Here is a 21,290-nt window from a genome sequence, read left to right on the forward strand (position 1 = left end):
TCAGGCTCTCAGGCTCTCAGGCCCGGCCACCCTGCGGGATGCGCACCGTACGCAGCTTCCCGGCCGCCTCGACCCCGGCGCAGCCCGCGAGGCCCAGCGCGTCGCGCAGCTCGTCGGCCAGCAGGTCGAGGACCTGACGGACACCGGTCTCTCCGGCCGCGGCGAGCCCCCACACCGGCGGCCGCCCCACCAGGACCCCGTCCGCCCCCGACGCCAGGGCCTTGAGCACGTCGGTCCCGCCGCGGATACCGCCGTCCACCATGACCTCGCACGTGCCGCCGACGGCCTCGACCACCTCGGGAAGGGCGTCGATGCCGGGCAGCGCGCCGTCGAGCTGACGGCCACCGTGGTTCGACACCACGACGGCGTCCGCGCCAAGGTCGGCCGCCCGCACCGCGTCCTCGGGTGCCAGGACACCCTTCAGGACGAGCGGGAGACGGCTGGCAGCCCGCAGCTCCTCCACACAACGCCAGGTCACCGCGGCTGAGAACGCCTCGGCGGTGTGGGCGGCCACCGCCGAGCCGTCCGCCGACGAGCGGTGCGCCGAAGAGGCCGCACCGCCGTCGAGATGCGCCGCCCGCACATGGCCGGGCAGCGCGAAGCCGTTGCGCACGTCCCGCAGGCGGCGGCCCATCCAGGGCACGTCGACGGTGAGCATCAACGCCTCGCAGCCCGCGTCCTCGGCCCGGCGCGCCAGGTCCAGGGTGCGCCGCCGCTCGCGGAGCCAGTAGAGCTGGAACCACACCGTGCCGCCGACCGCCGTGACCTCCTCGACGGGGACGCTGCTCAGCATGGCCACCGTGAACGGCACACCCGCCGTCTTCGCCGCCCGCGCGGTGGCCAACTCGCCCTCGGGATGCACCAGTCGGTGGTACGCGACCGGGGCGATCGCCACCGGCATCCGCACCGGACGCTTCAGGAGCGTCGCATCCGTGGTGCATCCCGAGACGTCCCTGAGCACCCGGGAGGCGACGAAGATGCGGTCGAACGCCTCCCGGTTCGCGTCGAGGGACCGCTCACGGCCGCTGCCACCCGCGACGAAGTCCCACACCTCGGGTGGCAGGGCCGCGGCCGCGGCGCGCTCGACGTCGCTCAGATCGCGCGCGGCCGCGGGGTCAGCGGGCCACACGCTGCCCGGTCCGTTCCAACTCCACGGCCTCGTACAGCGCCTTGATGTTGGAGCTGCCGAAGGTCCGGGCGCCCTGGCGCTCGATGACCTCGAAGAAGATCGTGCCGCGCGGGTGCGTCGACGCGGTGAAGATCTGGAAGAGCTGGCCGTCGTGGTCCTCGTCGACGAGGAGGTTCGTCGCGCGCAGTTCGTTCAGGGTGTGGGACTTGAGCCCGATCCGTTCGGAGAGCAGTTCGTAGTACGTCGACGGGGTCTGGAGGAACGCGACACCGCGTGCGGACAGCGTCCGCACGGAGCGGACGGCGTCCTTGCTGGAGAAGGCCAGATGCTGGACCCCGGCGCCGTGGTGGCTCTTGAGGAATTCGTCTATCTGACCGGGCTGCGCCAGCGGATCGGGCTCTATGAGCGTCAGCGTCACCGCCCCGGTCGCGCTCTGCACGACCTTGGAGTCCATCGCCTGGGCGCCGACGACGATGTGCTCCTTGAAGACCTCACGGAAACCGAGTGCCTGCTGATAGAAGCGTGCCGTCGATTCGAGGTCGCCGGCGTTCAGGCACACCGCGATGTGGTCGATGTCGAGGAGCCCCACCTCACTGGTGCGCGCCTCGCGTGAGCCGAGCGCGGGAACGAAGCCGGGCGGGAGCCCGGGGCCTTCCCCCGGGGTCCGCTGGACCAGCGTGTGCACCACGTCGCCGAAGCCCGCGACGGTGGCCGTGACCGCCGGGCCCTCGCCCGCGTGCCGTGTCGGCTGCCGGACGGGACGTGCGCCGCCCGCCACCGCGGCGGCGAAGGCCGCGGACACGTCCGCGGTGCGCAGGGCGATGTCGGCGACGCCGTCGCCGTGCGTGGTGACGTACGTGGTGGCGGGGTGGCGCCCAGCGGTCGCCTCGGTGAGCACCAGGGTCATCCGGCCCTGGCGCAGGGCGATGCTGCGGTGCTCGGCGGAGCCGCCGGTGCCGACGACCGTGAAGGCGTACTTGTCGACCCAGGCGAACGCCGCCGCCTCCAGGCCGTCGACGTACATCTCGACATAGTCGATCGCGAGATCCGTGAGATCCGCGAGGTCATGGTGGGGGGCCGTTGCGGGTAAATCCGTCATCGGAGTCCTCGTGGGAAGAAGAATGCGGATTCTTGCTCTCGCGCCGGTTCGCGGAATGCCGGAACAGCAGAAAGCGCGAGGCAGAATTGTCTTTGCGGGCCTATGCTACGACTGCCTTTTTGTTTCCGCACCTGTCAAGCCATTGATGTGGATCTGTTGTCAGGAGACGCTGAAGCGATGGAAATCATGCAAACGGAAATCGCCCTCGCCGAGTTGAACGCGGCCACGCTGCACGCGTCGCTCGCGGATGTGTCGATGGAGTCCATGAACCTCCTCAACCAGGTCGCCGACACCTATCCGGACGCGATCTCGTTCGCGGCGGGCCGTCCGTACGAGGGCTTCTACGACGTGACCCAACTCCACGAATACCTCCAGGTCTTCTGCGACCACCTCCGTACCCGGCTCGGTCTGAGCGAGGCGGAGACCGCACGCACGCTGTTCCAGTACGGCGCGACGAAGGGGATCATCGGCGACCTCGTGGCGCGCAGTCTCGCCCTGGACGAGGGCATCGACGCCGACCCCGCGTCCGTGGTCGTCACGGTCGGCTGCCAGGAGGCGATGTTCCTGCTGCTGCGCGCGCTGCGCGCCGACGACCGCGATGCCGTACTCGCCCCCAGCCCCACCTATGTCGGCCTGACGGGAGCCGCGTTGCTCGCCGACATGCCCGTGCTCCCGGTGCGCACCGCCGCGCACGGCATCGACCTCGACGACCTGCTGGTCCAGCTGCGCCGGGCACGCGCGGACGGGCGGCGGGTCCGCGCCTGCTACGTGACGCCGGACTTCGCCAACCCGGTGGGCGTCAGTCTGCCGCTCGCCGACCGGCACCGGCTCCTGGAGATCGCCGCCGACGAGGACCTCCTGCTCCTCGAGGACAACGCGTACGGCCTTCTGAACAGCGCCGCGGACCGGCCGCCCACGCTGAAGGCACTCGACCGCCGTCAACGCGTCGTCTATCTGGGCTCGTTCGCCAAGACCGGGATGCCGGGCGCCCGCGTGGGCTACGTGGTCGCGGACCAGCGTGTGACCGGCCACAGCGGCGGTGACGTCCTGCTCGCCGACGAGCTGTCGAAGCTCAAGAGCATGCTCACCGTGAACACCTCACCGATCGCCCAGGCCGTGATCGGCGGCAAGCTCCTCGCCCACGACTGCAGCCTGGTCGCCGCCAACCGCCAGGAGACGGAGGTCTACCGACGCAACCTGCACCAGGTGCTCGACGGACTCGACCGGCGACTCGGCAGCCTTCCCGACGTCACCTGGAACGCACCGACCGGCGGCTTCTTCATCGTGCTCACCGTGCCCTTCACCGTCGACGACACCCTCCTGGAGCACGCGGCGCGCCGCCACGGAGTGCTGTTCACACCCATGCACCACTTCTACGGCGCGTCGGACGGGTTCCGCCAACTCCGCCTGTCGATCAGCACGTTGACGTACGACCGGATCGAGCAGGGCCTCGACCGGCTCGCCGCGCTGATCCACGAGCGTCTGGACGGTGAGGTCGCGTGACGATCCGCACCATGGCCGTCGTCGGCACCGGCCTCATCGGAACCTCCGTGGCCCTCGCGGCCCGCCTGCACGGCGTGAGCGTCTACCTCTCCGATCGCGACGAGTCCGCCGTCCGCGCCGCCGCGGTGCTCGGCGCCGGACGGCCGCAGCCCCCGCCGAGCCCCGTCGACCTGGCCGTGCTCGCGGTGCCGCCCAGCCAGATCGCCCCGGTCCTCGCCGAACTGCAGTCGCGGGGCCTCGCGTTGAGCTACACCGACGTGGCGAGCGTGAAGGCGCACGCGGAGCGGGAGATCCTGGACACCGCCCCCGACCCGTCCCGCTACATCGGCGGCCACCCCCTGGCCGGCCGCGAGCGTTCGGGCCCCCTCGCCGCCCGCGCGGAGCTGTTCCGGGACAGGGCCTGGGTGCTCACCCCGACCCGCCTCACCTCCCGGGCCGCCTTCGGCCGCGCCCTGGACCTGATCACCCTGTGCGGCGCCGTACCCCGCGTGATGCGGGCCCGCGCCCACGACGACGCGGTGGCGCTGACCTCCCACGCACCGCACCTGGTCGCCAGCCTGATGGCGGCGCGCCTGCGTGAGGGCCCGGCGGAGGCGGCCCATCTGGCGGGGCAGGGGCTGCGCGACACCACCCGGATCGCCCGCGGCGACTCCCGGCTGTGGAGCGACATCGTCGAGTCCAACGCGGCGGCGGTCGCCGACATCCTCACCCGGCTCCAGGAAGACCTCTCCAGCGTCGTCGCCGCCCTGTACGACCTCGCCGACCGCGAGCGGGGGCGGGAGCTCTCCGGCAAGAGCAGGCACACCCTGGTGGACCTCCTCGACCGAGGCGTGGCCGGGGTGGGGGAACTGGACGAGCCCCGCCCTGGACAGCCCGTGCCGTGCCCTCCGCGGTGAAGTCACCGTCTTCGCAGGTGAGGTGGGGTGCTCTCGATGCCTGCGCCCGGTGGCCGGACAAGGCTGTACGGACGGAGCCGCTTGTATCCGCCGTGTGACCGGTCCCCGCGTAGAACTTGGCCCCATGTCCACCACACACAAGCGAACCACCCACAGGCGAACCGCACAGACACTGCTCGCGGCATCGGCCCTCGTGGCCGGCGTGCTCCTCAGCGGCTGCTCCGACGAGTCGCCGGCGTCGTCGTCCGACGACCCGAAGAAGGCGGACGCCTCGCCCACAAGCCCCTTCGACCAGGCCCTCGCCTTCTCCCAGTGCATGCGCGAGAACGGCGTGTCCGGCTTCCCCGACCCGCAGAAGGACGCGGGCGGCGGCATCGCGCTCACGCCGGGCGGCGACGTCGACCCCAACTCGCCCGAGTTCCAGTCCGCCACGGAGGCCTGCCGCGACAAGATGCCCCAGGGCGGCCAGCTCGGCGGGGGCGGAGGCGGCGGTGAACCGCTGGACTCCGCCAAGGTCGCGGCATGGGCGAAGTGCATGCGCGAGAACGGTCTGCCCAAGCTGCCCGACCCGGAGATCAACGGCGGCAACATGTCGCTCGACTTCGGAGCGAGCGGCATCGACCCCGGCAGCGACGCGTTCCAGAAGGCCAGGATCGCCTGCCAGGACAAGTGGCCCGGCGGCGGCCTCACCGGCTCCGGCGGCGGCGCCTGATGACCGCGCCGGACGAGACCCGTGAGAGGGAACGGGACGAAGAGACAGGGGAGTTCGAGGAGGCCGAGCTCCATGAGCCCTCGGCCCGCGGCGCCGGAGCCCTGGCGCTGCACACCCCCGGAGAGGTGTCCGAGCGGACCCCCGACGCCGTCGGCACCGCCCCCGAGGAGACCGCCCCCGATGCGGGTGACGGAGACGGTGACGACGGCGGCGAAGGCACCACGCCCCCTCCGGCGAACCGCCGCAGGCGCCGCCCGCTGCGGATGTCGCTGATCGTCGTCGTCGCGATCGCCGTGGTCGCGGCGGCGGGCGCCGCCACCACCGGCGTCTTCGGCGACGACGGCTCCGGATCGGCGGGCGACGCCCCCTCCGCGCCACCGAAGACCGCCGAGGTGGAGCGGACCACGCTGACGCGCACGGAGACCGTGGACGGGAACCTCGGCTACGGCGACGCGACAGCCGTACAGGCCCCGGCCGCCACCAAGGCGGGCGCAGGGATCATCACCTGGGTGCCGGGCGACGGCGACACCGTCAAGCGCGGCGGGACCGCCTACAAGGTGGCGGAGCAGAAGGTTCCGCTGCTGTACGGCTCCACCCCCTTCTACCGCCCGCTGGAGACGGGCACCGAGGGCAGGGACGTCGAGATCCTGGAGAAGAACCTCTCCGCGCTCGGCTACACCGGCTTCACCGTCGACGACACGTACGACGCCGGAACCGCCGAGGCCGTGCGGGACTGGCAGGACGACCTGGGCCGCGAGGAGACCGGGACCGTGCAGCCGACGGACGCCGTGGTCGCCCCCGGCGCCAGGCGCGTGGCCGAGGTGAAGGCCACGGCGGGAGCCCCGTCGAACGGGCCCGTCCTCACCTGGACCGGCACCGAACGCACCGTCACCGTGGACCTCGACGTGCAGTACGAGGACATGGTCGAGAAGGGCACCAAGGCCACCGTCACCCTGCCCGACGACACCACCGTGCAGGCCGAGGTGACCGACGTAGGCACCCCCTCCACGCCGTCCCAGGACGGCGGATCGGAGGACTCGGGCGGCCAGTCGGGCGGCGACGACAAACCCACCCTGCCCGTGGAGCTGAAGGTCGAGGACCAGAAGGGACTTGGCCGCTACCAGGCGGCAGCCGTGGAGATCTCCCTCAAGGCGGAGACCCGCAAGGACGTGCTCGTCGTCCCCGTCAACGCCCTGGTGGCGCAGAAGGGCGGCGGCTACGCCGTGGAGGTCGTCGGGGCCGACGGTGAGGTGAAGCCGCGGGCGGTCAAGGTCGGCATGTTCGCCGACAGCATGGTCGAGGTGTCCGGCGCCGGCATCACCGACGGCACGGTTGTGGGGGTCCCCAAGTGACCACTGCGGCCCACCCGGTGGTCGAACTGGCCGGAGTCTCCAAGACGTACGGAGAGGTCGAGGCACTCAAGGGCGCCGACCTCGTCATCGGGCGCGGGGAGCTGCTCGCCGTCGTCGGCCCCTCCGGCTCCGGCAAGTCCACGATGCTCAACATCATGGGCACCCTCGACCGCCCCACCACCGGCACCGTGCACATCGACGGGCACGACATCGACCGCCTCAGCGACCGGGAGCTCTCCGCGCTGCGCGCCGGGACGATCGGCTTCGTCTTCCAGCAGTTCCATCTCGCCCCCGGCGTACCGGCGTTGGACAGCGTCGCGAACGGGCTGCTCTACAGCGGCAGGCCCCGCGCCGAGCGGCGCGGACTCGCCGAGCGGGCCCTGCGCCGGGTCGGCCTCGGCCACCGGCTCTACCACGAGCCGCATCAGCTCTCCGGCGGTGAGAAGCAGCGCGTCGCCATCGCCCGCGCGGTCCTCGGCGACCCGCCGCTGCTCCTCGCGGATGAGCCGACCGGTGCCCTCGACTCCCGTTCGGGGGCGGTGGTGATCGAGCTCCTGCACGAACTGCACCGGGCGGGGACCACGGTCGTGGTCATCACCCACGACCGGGACATCGCGGGGTCCCTGCCGCGAGAGGTCCGGATCAAGGACGGCCGCATCGAAGCCGACGCCGCCGCACTCCTCCCCGGGGAGGCCCTGCGATGAACCCGACCAAGGAGTTGAGTACGACAGGGCAGCGGGGCACTGCCCGCGAACTGCCCCGTCCCGCGCCACCGCCGCGCCCCAAGCCGGCCCGCATGGGCCCGGCCGACGTGCTGCGGGTCGGCGGCTCCGGCCTGCGCTCGCGCCCCATGCGGGTGTTCCTCTCGGCGCTCGGCATCGCCATCGGTATCGCGGCGATGGTCGGCGTGGTGGGCATCTCCACCTCAAGTAGCGAGGACCTCAACCGGCGCCTCGCCGCCCTCGGCACGAACCTCCTGACCGTCTCGCCGGGGCAGTCGTTCGCCGGTGACGCGGCCCATCTGCCCGACTCGTCCGTCGACATGATCGGCAACATCAAGGACGTCGAGTCGGTCTCCGCCATCGGCAAGACGAGCGCCAAGGTCTACCGCAACGACCACATCAAGAAGGAGGAGACCGGCGGCCTCAACGTCTACGCGGCCCGTACGGACCTGCCGAGGACGGCGGGCGCGCAGGTCGTCGACGGCCGCTGGCTGAACGCCGCGAACCAGCGCTACCCGGCCGTTGTGCTCGGCCCCAAGGCCGCCGAACAGCTGGGCGTCTTCCGGGCCGGGCCCGACACGAAGGTGTGGCTGGGCGGCCAGTGGTTCACCGTCGTGGGGATCCTCGCGCCCAACGAACTCGTCCCCGACCTGGACTCGGCCGCGCTGGTCGGCTGGCCCGTCGCGGAGAAGGAGCTGGACTTCGACGGCTACCCGACGACGGTCTACACCCGCGCCGAGGAATCCGCCGTGAGCGACGTCCAGTCCGTGCTCGGCGCCACCGCCAACCCGGAGAACCCCAGCGAGGCCAACGTCTCGCGCCCCTCCGACGTCCTGGAGGCGAAGGAAGCCACCGACGACACCCTCAGCGGCCTGCTGCTCGGCCTGGGCGCGGTCGCCCTGCTCGTCGGCGGGGTCGGCGTCGCCAACACCATGGTCATCTCGGTCCTGGAACGCCGCTCCGAGATAGGCCTGCGCCGCTCCCTCGGCGCCACCCGGGGCCAGATCCGTACGCAGTTCCTCTGCGAGGCCCTGCTGCTCTCGGCGCTCGGCGGCCTGGGCGGGGTCCTGCTCGGCATAGCCGTCACCACCGGCTACTCCACCTACCAGGGCTGGCCATCGGTGGTGCCGGTCTGGGCGATGGCGGGCGGTGTCGGCGCGACCCTGGTCATCGGCGGGCTCGCCGGTTTCTATCCCGCGGTCCGCGCGGCGCGGCTGCCTCCGACGGAGGCGCTTGCCACGACGTGACCCCATAAAGACCCGACGCCATACGGCAGTTACCCCATGGACGCGGTGCCTTCGTCAGCCTAAATCCCCCGCGGGCGACGAGGGCATCGCTCTGGGCGTCGCTCATTTCCGCGGCATGCCCACATTGGTTCAACTGGACAGCCACCGCCTCTCGTATTCTCGCCCGTATGACTGAGCATTTAGGGAAAGTCGACGAAAGCGCCCTGCTCGATCTTCTCCAGGAGCAGCGCATCGGCACGCTCGTCACCCTCAAACGCGACGGCCGCCCGCAACTCTCCAACGTCGGCTATGCCTACGACCCCGAGGACCGCGTCATCCGTCTCATGGTCACCGACAGCCGCGCCAAGACCCGTAATCTGCGCCGTGATCCGCGCGCGAGTTTCCTCGTCACCGACGGCGCCGGTTTCTCCTACATGATCGCCGAGGGCGACGCCGAACTGACGCCGGTCGTGACCGACCCGCATGACGCCGTCGCCGACGAACTGGCCCTGGTCTTCCGGGGGTTCCAGGGCGAGCACCCCGACTGGGAGGGTTTCCGCGCCGCGATGGTGCGGGAGCGGCGCCTGGTGATACGGCTGCACGTCAAGCACGTGTACGGAGCCGCAGGGAAACGGATCCTCGCGGGCAGCGGCCCCAAGCTGGCCTTCAAGGGGCCCGGCAGCGAGGCCGTGGCGGGCGGCCCCGGCCTGCGGCTCGGCACGGACGGCCCGCCGCCTCAGCTCGGCACGGACGGGCCGCCGCCTCAGCTCGGCACGGACAGTCCGCCGCCTCACTTGCGGTAGAGATCGGTCAGGAGCGCCACGGCGGCGTGCGTCATGGGATGCGGGTCGTGGCGGCGCCAGATGAGGTGGACGGCGATGGGGTCGGCGTCGCGCAGCGGGCGGAACACGACGCCGTCGCGGCGGTACTGGTTGGCGGTGCTCTCCGGAGTGAGGCCGACGCAGCGGCCGGACGCGATGATGGCCAGCCAGTCGTCGATGTCCTGGGTGTGCTCCACCGGAGGGCGCGCCTCTTCGGGCCAGAGTTCGGCGGTGGTGGTGCCGGTGCGCCGGTCGATGAGGAGAGTCCGGTCCCGTATGTCGGCCAGGGGGATGGAGCGCCGCCTGGCCCACGGGTCGTCGCTCGCCAGGGCGCAGAAGCGGCGCTCGTGACCGACGACGGCACTGGCGAAACGGGTCTCGTCGAAGGCCGTGCGGACGACCGCGAGGTCGCACAGACCCTCGGCGAGGCCGCCGGTCGCGGAGTTCGTCCGGATCAAGTACAGCTCGACGTCGGGGTGTCCGGCGGCCCAGCGGCGCTGGAACTCCGCCGTGTGCCGGCCCATCGCCGACCAGGCGTGGCCGATGCGCAGCCGGGTGTGTCCGGTGGTCGCCTCACGGATCAGGTCGTCGGCCTCCGCGAGCAGATGGCGGGCCCGGGCGAGCACCTGTACTCCCGCGGTCGTGGGCGTGATGCTCCGGCTCGTGCGGTGCAGCAGGCGCACCCCGAGCACCGCCTCCAGCCCGCCGAGGGTGCGGGAGACGGCCGCCTGGGAGACACCCAACTCGGCGGCGGCATCGGTGAAGCCACCGGCGTCGACGATGGTGACCAGGCAGCGCAGATGCCGCAGTTCCAGATCCATGGCTTCAGTCTATGGACGACCGGAGAGCATGGATAACCGGAGCGTATGGATGACCAGTGCGTATGGATGAGCACTCGCATGCATTTTTCGTATGTGCCCGAGTGACGCATTCTGCGGTGCATGCGAACGTCTCAGAGCGAAGCCGTGCCCGCCGCAGTCCAGGGTGTCCCGGAAAGCTTGAGTGATCGGGCACAGAATTCACGAGGCCGCCTTTCCGGCATGGCGATGATGTTCGGCAGTGGCCTGTCCAACCAAGTCGGCGCCGCCACAGGCGCCTTGGCGTTCGGCGTCATCGGCCCTGCCGGTGTCGTGGCCGTACGGCAATGGGTCGCGGGAGCCGTGCTCCTGGCGGTGGGCAGGCCCAAGGTGCGCGCCTTCACCTGGCGCCAGTGGTGGCCCCTGCTGTGCCTGGCGGCGGTCTTCGCCACCATGAACCTCTCCCTCTACACCGCGATCGACCGCGTGGGTCTGGGCCTCGCGGTGACCCTGGAGTTCCTGGGCCCGCTGACGGTCGCGCTGACCGCGTCCCGCCGTGCGGTGGACCTCGGCTGCGCCGTCGTGGCCGGGGCGGCGGTGGTCGCGCTGGCCCGCCCGCAACCCAGCACGGACTACGCCGGCATCGCGCTCGGCCTGCTCGCCGCCGCCTGCTGGGCCTCGTACATCCTGCTCAACCGCACGGTCGGAGCCCGTCTCCCGGGCGTCGAGGGGTCGGCCGCCGCCGCGGGAATCTCCGGGTTCCTCTACCTGCCGGTCGGCGCCGTGGTGCTCGCCCACCACACGCCGACGGCCACCGCCCTGGCGTGCGCGGCGGCCGCCGGGATTCTTTCCTCCGCGGTCCCGTTCCTCGCCGACCTGCTCGCCCTGCGCCGGGTCGACGCCCGCTTCTTCGGGATCTTCATGAGCGTCAACCCGGTCCTCGCGGCCCTCGTGGGCATGGTGATCCTGGGGCAGTCCCTTGACTGGGTGGAGTGGCTGGCCATCGCGGCGATCGTGACGGCGAACGGGGTCAGTGTCCTGAAGTAGCCCTGGTGGATGTAGCTGAGCTTAACGAACGTTCAAAACTCTTTGCTTGTCCTTTCAGGTCGGCGGCGGCATCGTTCACTGCCAACGGCCCGAAGGGCGCGGCGCGGCGAGCAGGGAGAACAACAGTGAACGGCGTCCCCGGAAGAACGTGGGCAGCGGCAAGGGTGGGCGTACTTGCACTCCTCTGGGGATCGACCTTCCTGTGGATCGAACTGGCCCTGGACGGCCTGTCTCCCGTACAGGTCACCCTCCTGCGCTGCGCACTCGGGGCGGCGACCTTGACACTCCTGCTCTTCAGTACGCGCAAGCGACTCCCGCGGGCCCGCACGACGTGGAAGCACATCTTCGTCGCCGCCTTCTTCTGCAACGCCCTGCCCTTCGGACTCTTCAGCGTCGGGCAGCAGACGGTCGACTCCGGGGTGGCAGGCGCGCTGAACGCGACGACTCCGCTGTGGTCCGTCCTGATCGGCCTCGCGATCGGCACGGAACGGGGACTGCGCCCCGTCCGCCTCGCCGGACTCCTCCTCGGTTTCGCGGGTACGTCGCTGATCTTCGCCCCGTGGCAGCAGTCAGGGCTGACGAGTTGGGGCGCCCTCGCGATCGTGGGAGCGGCGGCGAGCTACGCCGTCGGCTTCGCGTACATGGGACGTCACCTCGTAGGGAAGGGCATTCCCACTCTGTCCCTCTCCGCCGCCCAGCTCATGGCGGCGACGGGCCTGACGGCGCTGGCCCTGCCGGTGGGCGGCCTGGAAACGATCCATGTCGATGCCACGGCCCTGATCGCCGTCGTCATCCTGGGGATCTTCGCCACAGGCGTGACTTTCCACCTCACGTACCGGATCATCGCGGACGAGGGCGCGACCAACGCCGCGACCGTCGGGTACCTGCTGCCGGTGGTCTCCGTGGCCCTGGGCGCCATCGTGCTCGACGAGGCCTTCAGCTTCCGGGTGGCCGCGGGGATGGTGGTCGTACTCGTCGGAGTGGGTATGACGCGCCGCCAGAAGCGGATTCCGGTCTCACCGCCGATGAAAACCCCGGAAGCCTCGGGTCGTCCGGCTGGGGTGCGGCGTCCGCGGGTAGATTCCCCGCATGACTGATGTCGTGGACGCCGACGAACTGCTGCGCCGAATCCAGCGGGCCCGGGACTGGGCCCAGCAGGAGGAGGGGCACTGGAAGACGCAGTCCGACGCCTTGGAGAGGGAGGACTCGAACGAAGCGCTGAGAGCGGAGGTCTTCGCCTCCGCGTACGAAGCAGTCCGAAAGGCCTTGGACGAGGTCGTCGAGCCGGGGAGCAACGACCGCGACTAGTGCGTGGCCCGGGGCGCGACAGCCATCCCGCCCTGGGCGGTAGCGGTCTCCAACACCTGCCGCTAGGCTCCGTGGTGCTCATCCGAGAGCCCGAGCGCTGGCGACGTGTCCGATGGGGGACAGTGCTCACATCTCGGCAGACATGAGCACGATGAGTCTCTGATCGTCGCAGAGCCTCAGCAGGCCATCGCAAGCGGTGGTCGAGCTGAGGCTGCCCGCCGACTGGTCGACCACCTTCGTGAGGGGATCGACTGGTGAGGCTGACATTTCCCGCGCAGGTACTTCTGGCGCTCCTGTCCTTCGTGTCGTCGCTGCTGGTAGCGGTAGTGGCGGGGGTGCTCTCGCATGAGGCAGGGGCGTCGGCGGCTGGGGCGGTGCTGTACGGCGGCGGCGCCTTCATCGCCTGGATGACGCTCAGCGTCACCGTGCTGACGGCGCTCGGCCTGCTCGGGCATCCCGCACATCCCGGCGAGTGAGGGTCGTACGGCCGCGATGCCGCAGCGCGCTGTCCGATTCCCGCCAGCATCCGCGCTCGCGCCACCGCACTGTTGGGGGTGGAAGGAAAGCACAGAAGAGAGAGGTCCCCCCATGACCGTCTACACCACCGTCACCAGCCCGCTCGGTCGGCTGCTGCTCGTGGGCGAGCCTACGTCGGACAGCGTCTCGCTGGCGTCACTGTCCATGCCCGGTCAGGGGAACGCGCCCGCCGTGCAGGGCAGTTGGGTCCGCGACCCAGGCCGGTTCTCGGGGATCGCGCGGCAGCTGGCTGCCTACTTCGACGGTGAACTCACCGCGTTCGACATCGAGTTCACCCCGAGCGGCACGGACTTCCAGCGGCGCGTCTGGAGCGCCCTGGAGGACATCCCGTACGGCACAACCACCACCTACGGCGAGATCGCCGCGCGCATCGGCGTGGACCGGGGGCGGATCCAGGCCCTCGGCGCCGCGATCGGCGCGAACCCGCTGCTTCTCGTGCGCCCGTGCCACCGCGTGATCGGCGTGGACGGCTCCATGCGCGGCTATGCCGGAGGCGTGGAGCGCAAGGTCAAGCTCCTCACCCACGAGGGCGCGCTGCAACCCACCCTTGTCTGACCCGCACGGCCCCGAAGCACCTCGAAGGACCCTCATCATGACCGACACCACTCACCCGACGGCCGCCCACGTCGGCGAACGCGTCGCGGCAGGGGACTGGGACGCGCTCGCCGCCGAGCTCGACGAGCACGGCCACGCCCTCACCGGCAGGATCCTGACCCCCGAAGCCTGCCGCGACATCGCCGCCCTGTACGACGAGACCGACCGCTTCCGCGCCACCATCGACATGGCCCGCTACCGCTTCGGCTCCGGCCAGTACCGCTACTTCACCCACGAACTCCCTGATGTCGTACGGGAGTTGCGCGAGGCATTCTACCCCCGGCTGCTGCCCATCGCCCGCGACTGGGCCGCGAGGCTCGACAAGCCCGCCCCCTGGCCCGACACCCTGGGGGAGTGGATGGAGATGTGCCACGCGGCCGGACAGGCCAAGTCCGCGCAGATCCTCCTCCGTTACGGACCCGGCGACTGGAACGCCCTGCACCGCGACGTCTTCGGCGACATGCTGTTCCCACTCCAGGTCGTCATCGGTCTCGACGCCCCGGGAGCCGACTTCACCGGCGGCGAGTTCATCATGACCGAGCAGCGCCCCCGCGCCCAGTCGCGCGGATCGTCCACCACCCTGCCGCAGGGCCACGGGCTCATCTTCACGACCCGCGACCGTCCTGTGGCCTCCAAGCGCGGCTGGTCGACCGGACCGATGCGGCACGGCGTCAGCACCGTCCGCTCCGGGCGCAGGCACACACTCGGCCTGGTCTTCCACGACGCGGCGTGAACCCCTCCCGGGCTGGGGAGCCGGGCCGGCGTACGTACACGCTGTGCGGCCCCGACGGAAAGCCGTACCCCAGCAGCACACCGGGCACCCTGGGCGGGCACCGCCGCGGGCGCCTGTACGGCCGCCTCGACTGCCCCTCCGCGCTGCGGGCCGTCGCCCGCGGCCCCTACGCCACCCACCGTGTGTTCTTTCCCGACGAGGCCACCGCGATCGCGGCCGGACACCGGCCCTGTGCGGTCTGCCTGCCCGCTCAGTACGCTCGCTGGAAAGCAGACCCAGAAAGCACCGGCACACCATGAGCATCCTCAAGGAGCGGGAAGCCTCCCGCTCGCCCCTCGTCAGCGCCGCCGAGCTGGCCGCCCACGCGGACCTGCCCGCGCCCGCCGCGCACACCGAAGCCGAACTCGCCGCCCTCATCGGCCTTTTGACCCTCCCGAAGGCGCGGATCGAGACCGTCACCATCGGCCACAGCCGCGACACAGCCTCCCGCGCCGCCGCCGAAGCCTTCGCCGCCGCGTGGACGGACCGCGGCGGCACGGTCCTCACCACAGTGAGCTGGCCCGAGACCGCCGCGTCCTGGCTGCGCCCCGCGCACCGGCTGACCGCGGATACTCCCGACGCCTGGGTCGTGGCCGCGGCGCCCCTCGGCCTCGCCCAGCTGGCCCGCCGCCTGCGCCACTCCACCGACTGGGACCCGGCCCGCACCTACGCCTTCGCCTCCCTCCAGGACTCCCGTGTCCCCGCGCTCGCCGGGGACGACGTCCTGCACGGCCTGCGTGGCGCAACCGCCGACGGCGCCACCTGGGACGTACGCCACCGCTGGGTCACCACCTACCCGCCCGCGGAGGCGACCTCGTGAGCGCCCTGATCCCCCGCCCCACCACGGAGATCGCCCCCGGCGCCGTGCACGTGCCCGAGTGGCTCACCCTGGCCCAGCAGCGCGAACTCGTCACCGCGTGCCGCCAGTGGGCCACAGGGCCGGTGCCGATCCGCCACACCGAACTGCCGCGCGGCGGGGTCATGTCCGTGCAGACGGTGTGCGTGGGCTGGCACTGGCAGCCGTACCAGTACACGCGCACCGCCGGTGACGTGAACGGCCGCCGGGTCGCCGCTTTCCCGGACTGGATGGTCGACCTCGGCCGCCGGGCGCTCACGGCGGCGTACGGCGACGGTGACGGCGGCCCGGCGGCCGCGGCCGACTACACCCCGGACACGGCGCTGATCAACTTCTATGACGGGCAGGCCAAGATGGGCATGCACCAGGACAAGGACGAGCGGTCATCGGCCCCGGTGGTCTCGCTGTCCATCGGCGACACCTGCGTATTCCGCGTGGGCAACACGGAGACCCGCACCAAGCCGTACACCGACATCGAACTGGCCTCGGGCGACCTGTTCGTCTTCGGCGGCCCCTCGCGCTACATCTTCCACGGCGTGCCCAAGGTCCACGAAGGCACAGCGGACCCCGCCACCGGCCTGACCTCGGGCCGCCTGAACATCACGATGCGGGTCACCGGCCTCACCGACTGACCCCGGCGACTACTCGAACCGCGAGGTGTCGCCCGCGCCCCGGCGCACGATCTCGGCCTCGCCGCCGGAGAAGTCGATGACCGTGGTCGGGCTCGTGCCGCAGTCGCCCGAGTCGACCACGGCGTCCACCACATGGTCGAGGCGTTCCTTGATCTCCCAGCCCTGGGTCAGCGGCTCCTCCTCGTCGGGCAGGAGCAGAGTGCTGGAGAGCAGCGGCTCACCGAGCTCGGCGAGCAGGGCCTGCGTGACGACGTGGTCGGGAATCCGGACACCGACCGTCTTCTTCTTCGGGTGCAGGAGCTGGCGCGGCACCTCCTTCGTCGCGGGCAGGATGAAGGTGTAACTGCCCGGCGTGGCCGCCTTGATCGCACGGAACACGTCGTTGTCGACGTGCACGAACTGGCCGAGCTGCGCGAAGTTCTCGCACACCAGGGTGAAGTGGTGGCGATCGTCGAGGTTCCGGATCTTCCGGATCCGGTCGAGGCCGTCGCGGTTGCCCAGCTGGCAGCCGAGCGCGAAACAGGAGTCCGTCGGATACGCGATCAGCGCACCGGAGCGGATGCTGTCGGCCACGGTGCTGATGCTGCGCTGCTGGGGATTCTCGGGGTGCACGTCAAAATACTTCGCCATCCGCCGAGCGTACGTGATCGCATCAGCGGACCCGGGTTACTCAGCGGGCCCAGCCGAACCAGTGGTCAGTCGTCGTCGACGACCGTGATCAGCGCGAGCGTGATGTTGTCGGGACCGCCCGCGTCGATGGCGGCCTTCCACAGTTCGAAGACCGCCCGGCCGCCGTCGTGGGCCGCGAGCAGCTCGGCGAGGGTGTCCTCGGGCACGGGGTCGGTCAGGCCGTCGCTGCACACCAGGAAGCGTTCACCGCCGACCAGCGGCGACGTGCTGACGTGCGGCGTGATCGCGCTGAACCGGAGCGCGCCGCCGAGCGCCTGCGTGACGATCGACGTGGTGCGCCGGCCCGGCGTGAGCGGCGGACTGTCGTCGACGCTCACCTGGCGGAGCGCGCCGTCCGCGCCGCCGCGGCCCACGTCGAGCACCCTGCTGTCGCCGACGTTGAACACCAGCAGTTCTTTCCCGAGGAGCACGACACCCGCGACCGTCGTCCCCATGGTCGTCAGCTCGGGATTCGCCTCGGCGGCCGCGTACACGGCGTGGTTGCAGGCGTTCAGCGCGTCATGCACAGACTGCTCGCTGTCCAGCGAGGGCCCGATCGAGGCCAGCTGCCGTACGACGAGGCCGCTGGCCACCTCGCCGCCCGGCTGGCCGCCGATACCGTCTGCGACCGCGACGACGAGGGGGTTGCCGAGCGGGAATCCGAGGGTCTGCGGGTTCTCGGTCATCGTCCCGCACAGCGTCCATGGGCCGACGGCCAGGCTGTCCTCGTTGTGATCGCGTACGAGTCCGGGGTGGCTCAGCGCGGTGACTGTTATGTACGGCATCCGTGGGCCGCCTCTCCGCAACGGCGGGCGTGTTCCGCACCACCATTGTCGCGCCGGGAGCCGCTCCCGGCTCAGTGGCGGACCGTGGCCGCCCTCTGCCCGTCGGTGACCGTGCGTGCCATGGTGGGGGAGTCGGCTGGTCTGGACCAGCTTCCGGTCGTGGTGAGGAGCGTACGCATGCGCGGCACAACGGTCTTGCCCGGCGAGGGGAACAGCGGATTACCGGGAGAGGAGGGCATGCCGACGCACCGCCTGGAAGTGCCCATGCCCAACGCGCTTCCGTTCGCCATCGGCACGTTCGACACCATCGGGCCGATGTCGCGCGCGTCGTTCCCGCACCGGCACACCTTCCACGAGATCGTCCACGTCACGGGCGGCACCGGCGGGCACGTCGTCGACCTGACCCGCTTCGCGCTGCGTCCGCCGAACCTGTGCTTCATCGCCCCCGGCCAGGTCCATCACTGGGAGGACGTCACCGGCCTGGAGGGGAGCGTCATCCTCTTCACCGACGACTTCCTCCTGGACCACCCCGCGGACCGCCACGCACTGCGAGGGCTCGGACGGCGCTCCTGGCTCGAACTCCACGACGAGGCGGCCGACCGGACCGCGCGCCTCGTCGCCGATCTCGACGGCGAGTACCGCGCGGGGGCCGAGGGATTCCAGAGCGTGCTGCGGGCCCTGCTGCACGTCCTCGTGGTGCGGGCGGCGCGGCTGCCCGCACACCATCCGGGGGCGGTCCCGCCCACTCCGCGCACGCGGCCCGGCTCCGTCGCCGCGGAATTCGTGACCCTGCTCGGCACCCCGGAGCCCGGCACCCAGGAGGGTTCCCTGCGGTCCGTGCGCGCGTGCGCGAGGCACCTGGGCGTCTCCGAGAGCTACCTCAGCGAGGCGGTGAAGACCTCCACCGGCCGCACGCCCGGCGAACTGATCCGGCAGACGCGCGTGCACGAGGCCAAACGCCTGCTCCTGCGTACGGAGTTGTCGGTCCGTCAGATCGCGGACCGGGTCGGCTTCGGGGACCCCGCATACTTCTGCCGCTTCTTCCGCCGCGAGACCGGCGCGAGCCCCGGGGACTTCCGGCGCGGCGGTGGCGATATTCACCACGACCACCGACTTGAGTCCATCGCCCGCGCACAGCCCCCGGCATAGCTTCGGAGCCGATCCGGAACCCACCCCACCCCCCTCAGGAGGAGCGATGGAGCGCGAGATCGGCACGCCCGGAGACGGCACGACCGGAGACGGCATACGCGACGACGACGGCGGGGCCGGCCCGTCGAAGGAATACCGCAACGGCAGCAGCGGCCCCAGCCGCAAGACCGTCCTGAGAGCGGCCGCCGCGGTGGGCATGTCCCTGCCCGTGGCCCTCATGGGGGTCCCCGCCCTGGCCAGGACCGCAGGCGAACGGGGCGTGATGCCGGAGGCGACCCCGGCCTGCGACGACGGTGATGACCCGACGCCGCCGCAGATGGAGGGGCCGTACTTCAAACCCAACTCGCCCCGGCGCACCTCGCTCCTCCAGCCCGGCACGCCCGGCGTGCGGCTCACCGTCACCGGCTACGTCTTCGGACTCGCCTGCCGGCCGATACCCCGGGTCCTGATGGACTTCTGGCAGGCCGACACCTACGGGACGTACGACAACACGGGGTTCCGCTGCCGAGGACACCAATTCACCGACGCGAACGGCGCGTTCAGGCTCACCACGATCGTGCCCGGCCTCTATCCGGGCCGCACCCGGCACCTGCACGTCAAGGTGCAGGCCCCGGGGCGTCCGGTCCTCACGACCCAGCTGTACTTCCCCGGTGAGCCGCGCAACAACACGGACCCGATCTTCGACGCCCGGCTGCTCATGAACGTACGCACCGTCGGCAACGCGAAGGAGGCGGACTTCGACTTCGTTCTGAACGTGCCGCAGCAGCCCTGACCGCGAGACGGTCCGAGGGCCGGGGGCGGCTTCAGTCGCCCCCGCCACCGCCCCCTCCGCAGCCGAATCCGGAGCCCGAGTCGTCGGACTCCAAGGCGTGGTCCAGTGCCTTGCCCATCCGGATCATGGCCCGGCCGAGGCCGGACGGGATCAACTGCGCCTCCATGACACTGCGTCGGACCGTCCCCTTCGGGAGGGCATCGGGGCCGTCGAACACGTACGCCGGGAGGTCCCCGTCCTGTTCGGCCTTCTCGAGCCGCTGCTTGCCGACCCGGGTCAACTGACGCCGGGCCCTGGTCACCAGGCACCAGTCCGCGAGCCGGTCACCGATCTCCGCCACCTCCGGGGACTCCCGCAACTCCGCGCACACGGACGCCGCGCCACGGCCGCACAGGCACGCCGTGACCAAGGCGCGCTCGACCGGCTCCTCGGGCAACTCCACGCCCACGGCGCGTATGCGCGAAGCCCTGAGCCTGATCAGCCCGCGCTCGGCCAGCGCGATCACCGCGCACTCCACGACCCGCCGCGGGCCGCCCGCCAGATACGCGACGTCGTACACCCCAAGAGCCCGTTGCGCTCCGGCCGCCGCCGTGGCCCGCCTGAAGTACATCCGCATGCCCCCACCCCCGTCGGACACCCCGCCTTTCGGCTGTGGTGCCCGACGCCGGGAGCGTGCATCCCTCTCCCTCGCCGCTTCAGAGCAAAACTTGAGGGTTCCGGACCCATTGGTGCGCCCCCGTCCCGCGGTCATCATGACGGCATGCGGGGATACGAAGACGTCGATGCCGCCGGCGCGTACGGCGAGGCCCTTTGGCGCGCCGTGGACAGGGACGCGCATCTGCGGCGCCGGATGCTGCGCGCCGCGCTCACGGTCGGGGTGGGGTCCGGTGTCGGTGGGCTGCTGCTCGCCGCCGACGAGCCCGTCGCCGCCGCCGTGGTCATGGGCTGCTTTCTGCTCTTCGGGCTGCCTGTGGCCCTCTACTGGCTGCGCGACAGCCGTGCCGTCGTCGAGGTGCACGTGGTGTCCGGCGACCGGTCGGTCTTACGGCTGCGGAGGGCTGTCGGACGGATCGTGGAGATCCCGGCTGCCTCGGTCAGCCGCGTACACATGGTGACCACACCGTTTCAGGAGCCCGACAGCCCCGGGGACGGGACGGTCGTACTGCGGCTGCACCTCCGTCAGGGCCGCCGCTACCGGAGCCGTTTCGCGGGCATGGACGCACGGAAGCGCGCACTCTCCCAGGAGGCTTGGAGCAGGGCGTGTCCCGCCGCGTCCTTCACGACGGGAGTGCGGACCTGGCCGCTGCCGTCCGGCGACTACGACTGACGGCGCGCCCCGTCACGCGGCTTTCGCCGACTCGGAGCACAAGGTCGTCATGGCCTGGTGCAGAGGAAACACCCCTCCCAGTGCGGGAGCGCGCTAAGGACCCGGTGTTGTGAGCATGAGGCCATCGCACGTTCGTCCGCTCCGGGGAAGCCGCCGAGGAGAGGAGTGTCGTCCGCCGGCACGAAGGACTCGACCATGGCTTTGAACCGGCGCAGGTAGTCACGGGCGAACGGCGGGTCGTAACCCAGCTCGCTCCAGCGGTGGCGGCTCGACGCGAGTGCGATGGCGCGCAGCACGAAGTCCTTCGACCGGGCACGACCCTGCGGAGTTGTGCCCCACGCGATGTCTTGCAGGTCGAATCCGACAGCCCCTCGCCCCATCACGTTCTGGTTCTGGAGCGTCAGAAGAGCCGCGAAGCGGTAGTCCCAGACGTCATCAGCAAGATCAGATACCGCCAGCATCAGCACGTCGATGAACACCTCTGTGCCGCCGTTGGACAGGTACAGGTCCTGTTCCCCACCACCGAATACGTTCCCCACCAGGCCACTGTACGACGGGTGTCTTGACAGCAACTGCCTGGCGGCG

At 71.1% G+C, this 21,290-nt stretch carries 25 protein-coding genes and 2 pseudogenes; 19 read left to right on the forward strand and 8 right to left on the reverse strand.

From position 1 onward, the window contains the following. Positions 1–16: 16 nt before the first annotated feature. Positions 17–1,129 carry an alpha-hydroxy acid oxidase gene (locus ACWGI2_RS24370; RefSeq protein WP_453697574.1) on the reverse strand — a complete coding sequence of 371 codons (1,113 nt, stop codon included), beginning with the start codon at positions 1,127–1,129 and terminating at the stop codon, positions 17–19. Continuing rightward, positions 1,116–2,228, reverse strand: coding sequence for a 4-hydroxyphenylpyruvate dioxygenase (hppD, locus tag ACWGI2_RS24375; RefSeq protein WP_453396416.1), 1,113 nt, complete (start codon positions 2,226–2,228; stop codon positions 1,116–1,118). Before hppD ends, ACWGI2_RS24370 begins: the two co-directional genes overlap by 14 nt. 177 nt (positions 2,229–2,405) lie before the next feature. Between hppD and ACWGI2_RS24380 the strand changes: the two genes are divergently transcribed. The 7 genes and pseudogenes from ACWGI2_RS24380 to ACWGI2_RS24410 form a co-directional block, all read left to right on the forward strand. Beyond that, entirely contained in the window at positions 2,406–3,731 is a 1,326-nt protein-coding gene (locus ACWGI2_RS24380) for an aminotransferase-like domain-containing protein (RefSeq protein ID WP_453697575.1), read from the forward strand. Further along, on the forward strand, positions 3,728–4,627 hold the full coding sequence (locus ACWGI2_RS24385) for a prephenate dehydrogenase (protein WP_453697577.1): 900 nt from the start codon (positions 3,728–3,730) through the stop codon (positions 4,625–4,627). The genes ACWGI2_RS24380 and ACWGI2_RS24385 overlap by 4 nt, the downstream gene beginning before the upstream one ends. Before the next feature lie 124 nt (positions 4,628–4,751). Beyond that, on the forward strand, positions 4,752–5,339 hold the full coding sequence (locus tag ACWGI2_RS24390; protein ID WP_453396419.1) for a hypothetical protein: 588 nt from the start codon (positions 4,752–4,754) through the stop codon (positions 5,337–5,339). Further along, the gene (locus ACWGI2_RS24395) at positions 5,339–6,691 is read left to right on the forward strand and encodes a peptidoglycan-binding protein (RefSeq protein WP_453697579.1); all 1,353 of its coding nucleotides are present in this window, start codon (positions 5,339–5,341) and stop codon (positions 6,689–6,691) included. The genes ACWGI2_RS24390 and ACWGI2_RS24395 overlap by 1 nt, the downstream gene beginning before the upstream one ends. Further along, entirely contained in the window at positions 6,688–7,395 is a 708-nt protein-coding gene (locus tag ACWGI2_RS24400; RefSeq protein ID WP_453697581.1) for an ABC transporter ATP-binding protein, read from the forward strand. Before ACWGI2_RS24395 ends, ACWGI2_RS24400 begins: the two co-directional genes overlap by 4 nt. A 92-nt stretch (positions 7,396–7,487) precedes the next feature. Beyond that, the gene (locus ACWGI2_RS24405; protein ID WP_453697734.1) at positions 7,488–8,660 is read left to right on the forward strand and encodes an ABC transporter permease; all 1,173 of its coding nucleotides are present in this window, start codon (positions 7,488–7,490) and stop codon (positions 8,658–8,660) included. 167 nt (positions 8,661–8,827) lie between these two features. Continuing rightward, positions 8,828–9,259, forward strand: a pseudogene (locus tag ACWGI2_RS24410) (PPOX class F420-dependent oxidoreductase); the annotation flags it as partial. Positions 9,260–9,429: 170 nt separating this feature from the next. On the opposite strand, the gene ACWGI2_RS24415 reads toward ACWGI2_RS24410, so the two are convergent. Next, on the reverse strand, positions 9,430–10,281 hold the full coding sequence (locus ACWGI2_RS24415) for a LysR family transcriptional regulator (RefSeq protein WP_453697582.1): 852 nt from the start codon (positions 10,279–10,281) through the stop codon (positions 9,430–9,432). 219 nt (positions 10,282–10,500) lie between these two features. On the opposite strand from ACWGI2_RS24415, the gene ACWGI2_RS24420 reads away from it, so the two are divergent. The 9 genes from ACWGI2_RS24420 (at position 10,501) to ACWGI2_RS24460 (ending at position 16,003) form a co-directional block, all read left to right on the forward strand. Next, positions 10,501–11,304: an EamA family transporter gene (locus ACWGI2_RS24420; protein WP_453697584.1), complete on the forward strand. Its 804-nt coding sequence runs from the start codon at positions 10,501–10,503 to the stop codon at positions 11,302–11,304. Positions 11,305–11,468: 164 nt separating this feature from the next. Continuing rightward, positions 11,469–12,401, forward strand: coding sequence for a DMT family transporter (locus ACWGI2_RS24425; protein ID WP_453697585.1), 933 nt, complete (start codon positions 11,469–11,471; stop codon positions 12,399–12,401). Beyond that, positions 12,394–12,612 carry a hypothetical protein gene (locus tag ACWGI2_RS24430; RefSeq protein WP_453697587.1) on the forward strand — a complete coding sequence of 73 codons (219 nt, stop codon included), beginning with the start codon at positions 12,394–12,396 and terminating at the stop codon, positions 12,610–12,612. Before ACWGI2_RS24425 ends, ACWGI2_RS24430 begins: the two co-directional genes overlap by 8 nt. Before the next feature lie 254 nt (positions 12,613–12,866). After that, entirely contained in the window at positions 12,867–13,088 is a 222-nt protein-coding gene (locus ACWGI2_RS24435) for a hypothetical protein (RefSeq protein WP_453697589.1), read from the forward strand. A gap of 112 nt (positions 13,089–13,200) precedes the next feature. Continuing rightward, positions 13,201–13,704: a methylated-DNA--[protein]-cysteine S-methyltransferase gene (locus ACWGI2_RS24440; RefSeq protein ID WP_453697590.1), complete on the forward strand. Its 504-nt coding sequence runs from the start codon at positions 13,201–13,203 to the stop codon at positions 13,702–13,704. Between the two features lie 37 nt (positions 13,705–13,741). Further along, entirely contained in the window at positions 13,742–14,476 is a 735-nt protein-coding gene (locus tag ACWGI2_RS24445) for a 2OG-Fe(II) oxygenase (protein WP_453697591.1), read from the forward strand. Continuing rightward, positions 14,473–14,775 (forward strand): metal-binding protein, encoded by a 303-nt coding sequence (locus ACWGI2_RS24450; RefSeq protein WP_453697593.1) that lies wholly within the window; start codon positions 14,473–14,475, stop codon positions 14,773–14,775. The genes ACWGI2_RS24445 and ACWGI2_RS24450 overlap by 4 nt, the downstream gene beginning before the upstream one ends. Then, on the forward strand, positions 14,772–15,335 hold the full coding sequence (locus ACWGI2_RS24455; protein ID WP_453697594.1) for a hypothetical protein: 564 nt from the start codon (positions 14,772–14,774) through the stop codon (positions 15,333–15,335). Before ACWGI2_RS24450 ends, ACWGI2_RS24455 begins: the two co-directional genes overlap by 4 nt. After that, a complete protein-coding gene (locus tag ACWGI2_RS24460; RefSeq protein ID WP_453697596.1) occupies positions 15,332–16,003 on the forward strand; it encodes an alpha-ketoglutarate-dependent dioxygenase AlkB family protein in 672 nt (223 codons plus the stop codon). Before ACWGI2_RS24455 ends, ACWGI2_RS24460 begins: the two co-directional genes overlap by 4 nt. A 9-nt stretch (positions 16,004–16,012) precedes the next feature. Here the strand turns inward: ACWGI2_RS24460 and ACWGI2_RS24465 are convergent, their stop codons facing one another. From ACWGI2_RS24465 to ACWGI2_RS24475, 3 genes are all read right to left on the reverse strand, one after another. After that, complete coding sequence (locus ACWGI2_RS24465; protein WP_160503006.1) at positions 16,013–16,633, reverse strand: L-threonylcarbamoyladenylate synthase; 621 nt, start codon at positions 16,631–16,633, stop codon at positions 16,013–16,015. A 65-nt stretch (positions 16,634–16,698) separates the two neighbouring features. Continuing rightward, the gene (locus tag ACWGI2_RS24470) at positions 16,699–17,457 is read right to left on the reverse strand and encodes a PP2C family protein-serine/threonine phosphatase (protein ID WP_453697597.1); all 759 of its coding nucleotides are present in this window, start codon (positions 17,455–17,457) and stop codon (positions 16,699–16,701) included. A 71-nt stretch (positions 17,458–17,528) separates the two neighbouring features. Continuing rightward, on the reverse strand, positions 17,529–17,696 hold the full coding sequence (locus ACWGI2_RS24475; RefSeq protein ID WP_453697741.1) for a hypothetical protein: 168 nt from the start codon (positions 17,694–17,696) through the stop codon (positions 17,529–17,531). Between ACWGI2_RS24475 and ACWGI2_RS24480 the strand changes: the two genes are divergently transcribed. Beyond that, a complete protein-coding gene (locus tag ACWGI2_RS24480) occupies positions 17,635–18,606 on the forward strand; it encodes an AraC family transcriptional regulator (RefSeq protein ID WP_453697598.1) in 972 nt (323 codons plus the stop codon). The genes ACWGI2_RS24475 and ACWGI2_RS24480 overlap by 62 nt on opposite strands. A gap of 196 nt (positions 18,607–18,802) precedes the next feature. Further along, positions 18,803–19,375 (forward strand): annotated as a pseudogene (locus ACWGI2_RS24485) (dioxygenase family protein); the annotation flags it as partial. A gap of 34 nt (positions 19,376–19,409) precedes the next feature. On the opposite strand, the gene ACWGI2_RS24490 reads toward ACWGI2_RS24485, so the two are convergent. Beyond that, complete coding sequence (locus tag ACWGI2_RS24490) at positions 19,410–19,994, reverse strand: TIGR04222 domain-containing membrane protein (protein WP_453697599.1); 585 nt, start codon at positions 19,992–19,994, stop codon at positions 19,410–19,412. 144 nt (positions 19,995–20,138) lie between these two features. On the opposite strand from ACWGI2_RS24490, the gene ACWGI2_RS24495 reads away from it, so the two are divergent. Beyond that, on the forward strand, positions 20,139–20,705 hold the full coding sequence (locus ACWGI2_RS24495; protein ID WP_453697601.1) for a hypothetical protein: 567 nt from the start codon (positions 20,139–20,141) through the stop codon (positions 20,703–20,705). A 47-nt stretch (positions 20,706–20,752) separates the two neighbouring features. On the opposite strand, the gene ACWGI2_RS24500 is transcribed toward ACWGI2_RS24495, so the two are convergent. After that, positions 20,753–21,244 (reverse strand): hypothetical protein, encoded by a 492-nt coding sequence (locus tag ACWGI2_RS24500; RefSeq protein ID WP_453697603.1) that lies wholly within the window; start codon positions 21,242–21,244, stop codon positions 20,753–20,755. Positions 21,245–21,290 lie beyond the last annotated feature (46 nt).

It is taken from the genome of Streptomyces sp. NPDC054866 (assembly GCF_053610745.1).

What these genes read in the sequence shown, in the direction of transcription:
- ACWGI2_RS24390 (WP_453396419.1), top strand. Translation starts at nt 4,752, where the DNA reads ATGTCCACCACACACAAGCGAACCACCCACAGGCGAACCGCACAGACA.
- ACWGI2_RS24480 (WP_453697598.1), top strand. Translation starts at nt 17,635, where the DNA reads ATGCGCGGCACAACGGTCTTGCCCGGCGAGGGGAACAGCGGATTACCG.
- ACWGI2_RS24445 (WP_453697591.1), top strand. Translation starts at nt 13,742, where the DNA reads ATGACCGACACCACTCACCCGACGGCCGCCCACGTCGGCGAACGCGTC.
- ACWGI2_RS24455 (WP_453697594.1), top strand. Translation starts at nt 14,772, where the DNA reads ATGAGCATCCTCAAGGAGCGGGAAGCCTCCCGCTCGCCCCTCGTCAGC.
- ACWGI2_RS24490 (WP_453697599.1), bottom strand. Translation starts at nt 19,994, where the DNA reads ATGCGGATGTACTTCAGGCGGGCCACGGCGGCGGCCGGAGCGCAACGG.
- ACWGI2_RS24405 (WP_453697734.1), top strand. Translation starts at nt 7,488, where the DNA reads ATGGGCCCGGCCGACGTGCTGCGGGTCGGCGGCTCCGGCCTGCGCTCG.
- ACWGI2_RS24430 (WP_453697587.1), top strand. Translation starts at nt 12,394, where the DNA reads ATGACTGATGTCGTGGACGCCGACGAACTGCTGCGCCGAATCCAGCGG.
- ACWGI2_RS24465 (WP_160503006.1), bottom strand. Translation starts at nt 16,633, where the DNA reads ATGGCGAAGTATTTTGACGTGCACCCCGAGAATCCCCAGCAGCGCAGC.
- ACWGI2_RS24440 (WP_453697590.1), top strand. Translation starts at nt 13,201, where the DNA reads ATGACCGTCTACACCACCGTCACCAGCCCGCTCGGTCGGCTGCTGCTC.
- ACWGI2_RS24380 (WP_453697575.1), top strand. Translation starts at nt 2,406, where the DNA reads ATGGAAATCATGCAAACGGAAATCGCCCTCGCCGAGTTGAACGCGGCC.
- hppD (WP_453396416.1), bottom strand. Translation starts at nt 2,228, where the DNA reads ATGACGGATTTACCCGCAACGGCCCCCCACCATGACCTCGCGGATCTC.
- ACWGI2_RS24395 (WP_453697579.1), top strand. Translation starts at nt 5,339, where the DNA reads ATGACCGCGCCGGACGAGACCCGTGAGAGGGAACGGGACGAAGAGACA.
- ACWGI2_RS24475 (WP_453697741.1), bottom strand. Translation starts at nt 17,696, where the DNA reads ATGCCCTCCTCTCCCGGTAATCCGCTGTTCCCCTCGCCGGGCAAGACC.
- ACWGI2_RS24420 (WP_453697584.1), top strand. Translation starts at nt 10,501, where the DNA reads ATGGCGATGATGTTCGGCAGTGGCCTGTCCAACCAAGTCGGCGCCGCC.
- ACWGI2_RS24470 (WP_453697597.1), bottom strand. Translation starts at nt 17,457, where the DNA reads ATGCCGTACATAACAGTCACCGCGCTGAGCCACCCCGGACTCGTACGC.
- ACWGI2_RS24415 (WP_453697582.1), bottom strand. Translation starts at nt 10,281, where the DNA reads ATGGATCTGGAACTGCGGCATCTGCGCTGCCTGGTCACCATCGTCGAC.
- ACWGI2_RS24495 (WP_453697601.1), top strand. Translation starts at nt 20,139, where the DNA reads ATGCGGGGATACGAAGACGTCGATGCCGCCGGCGCGTACGGCGAGGCC.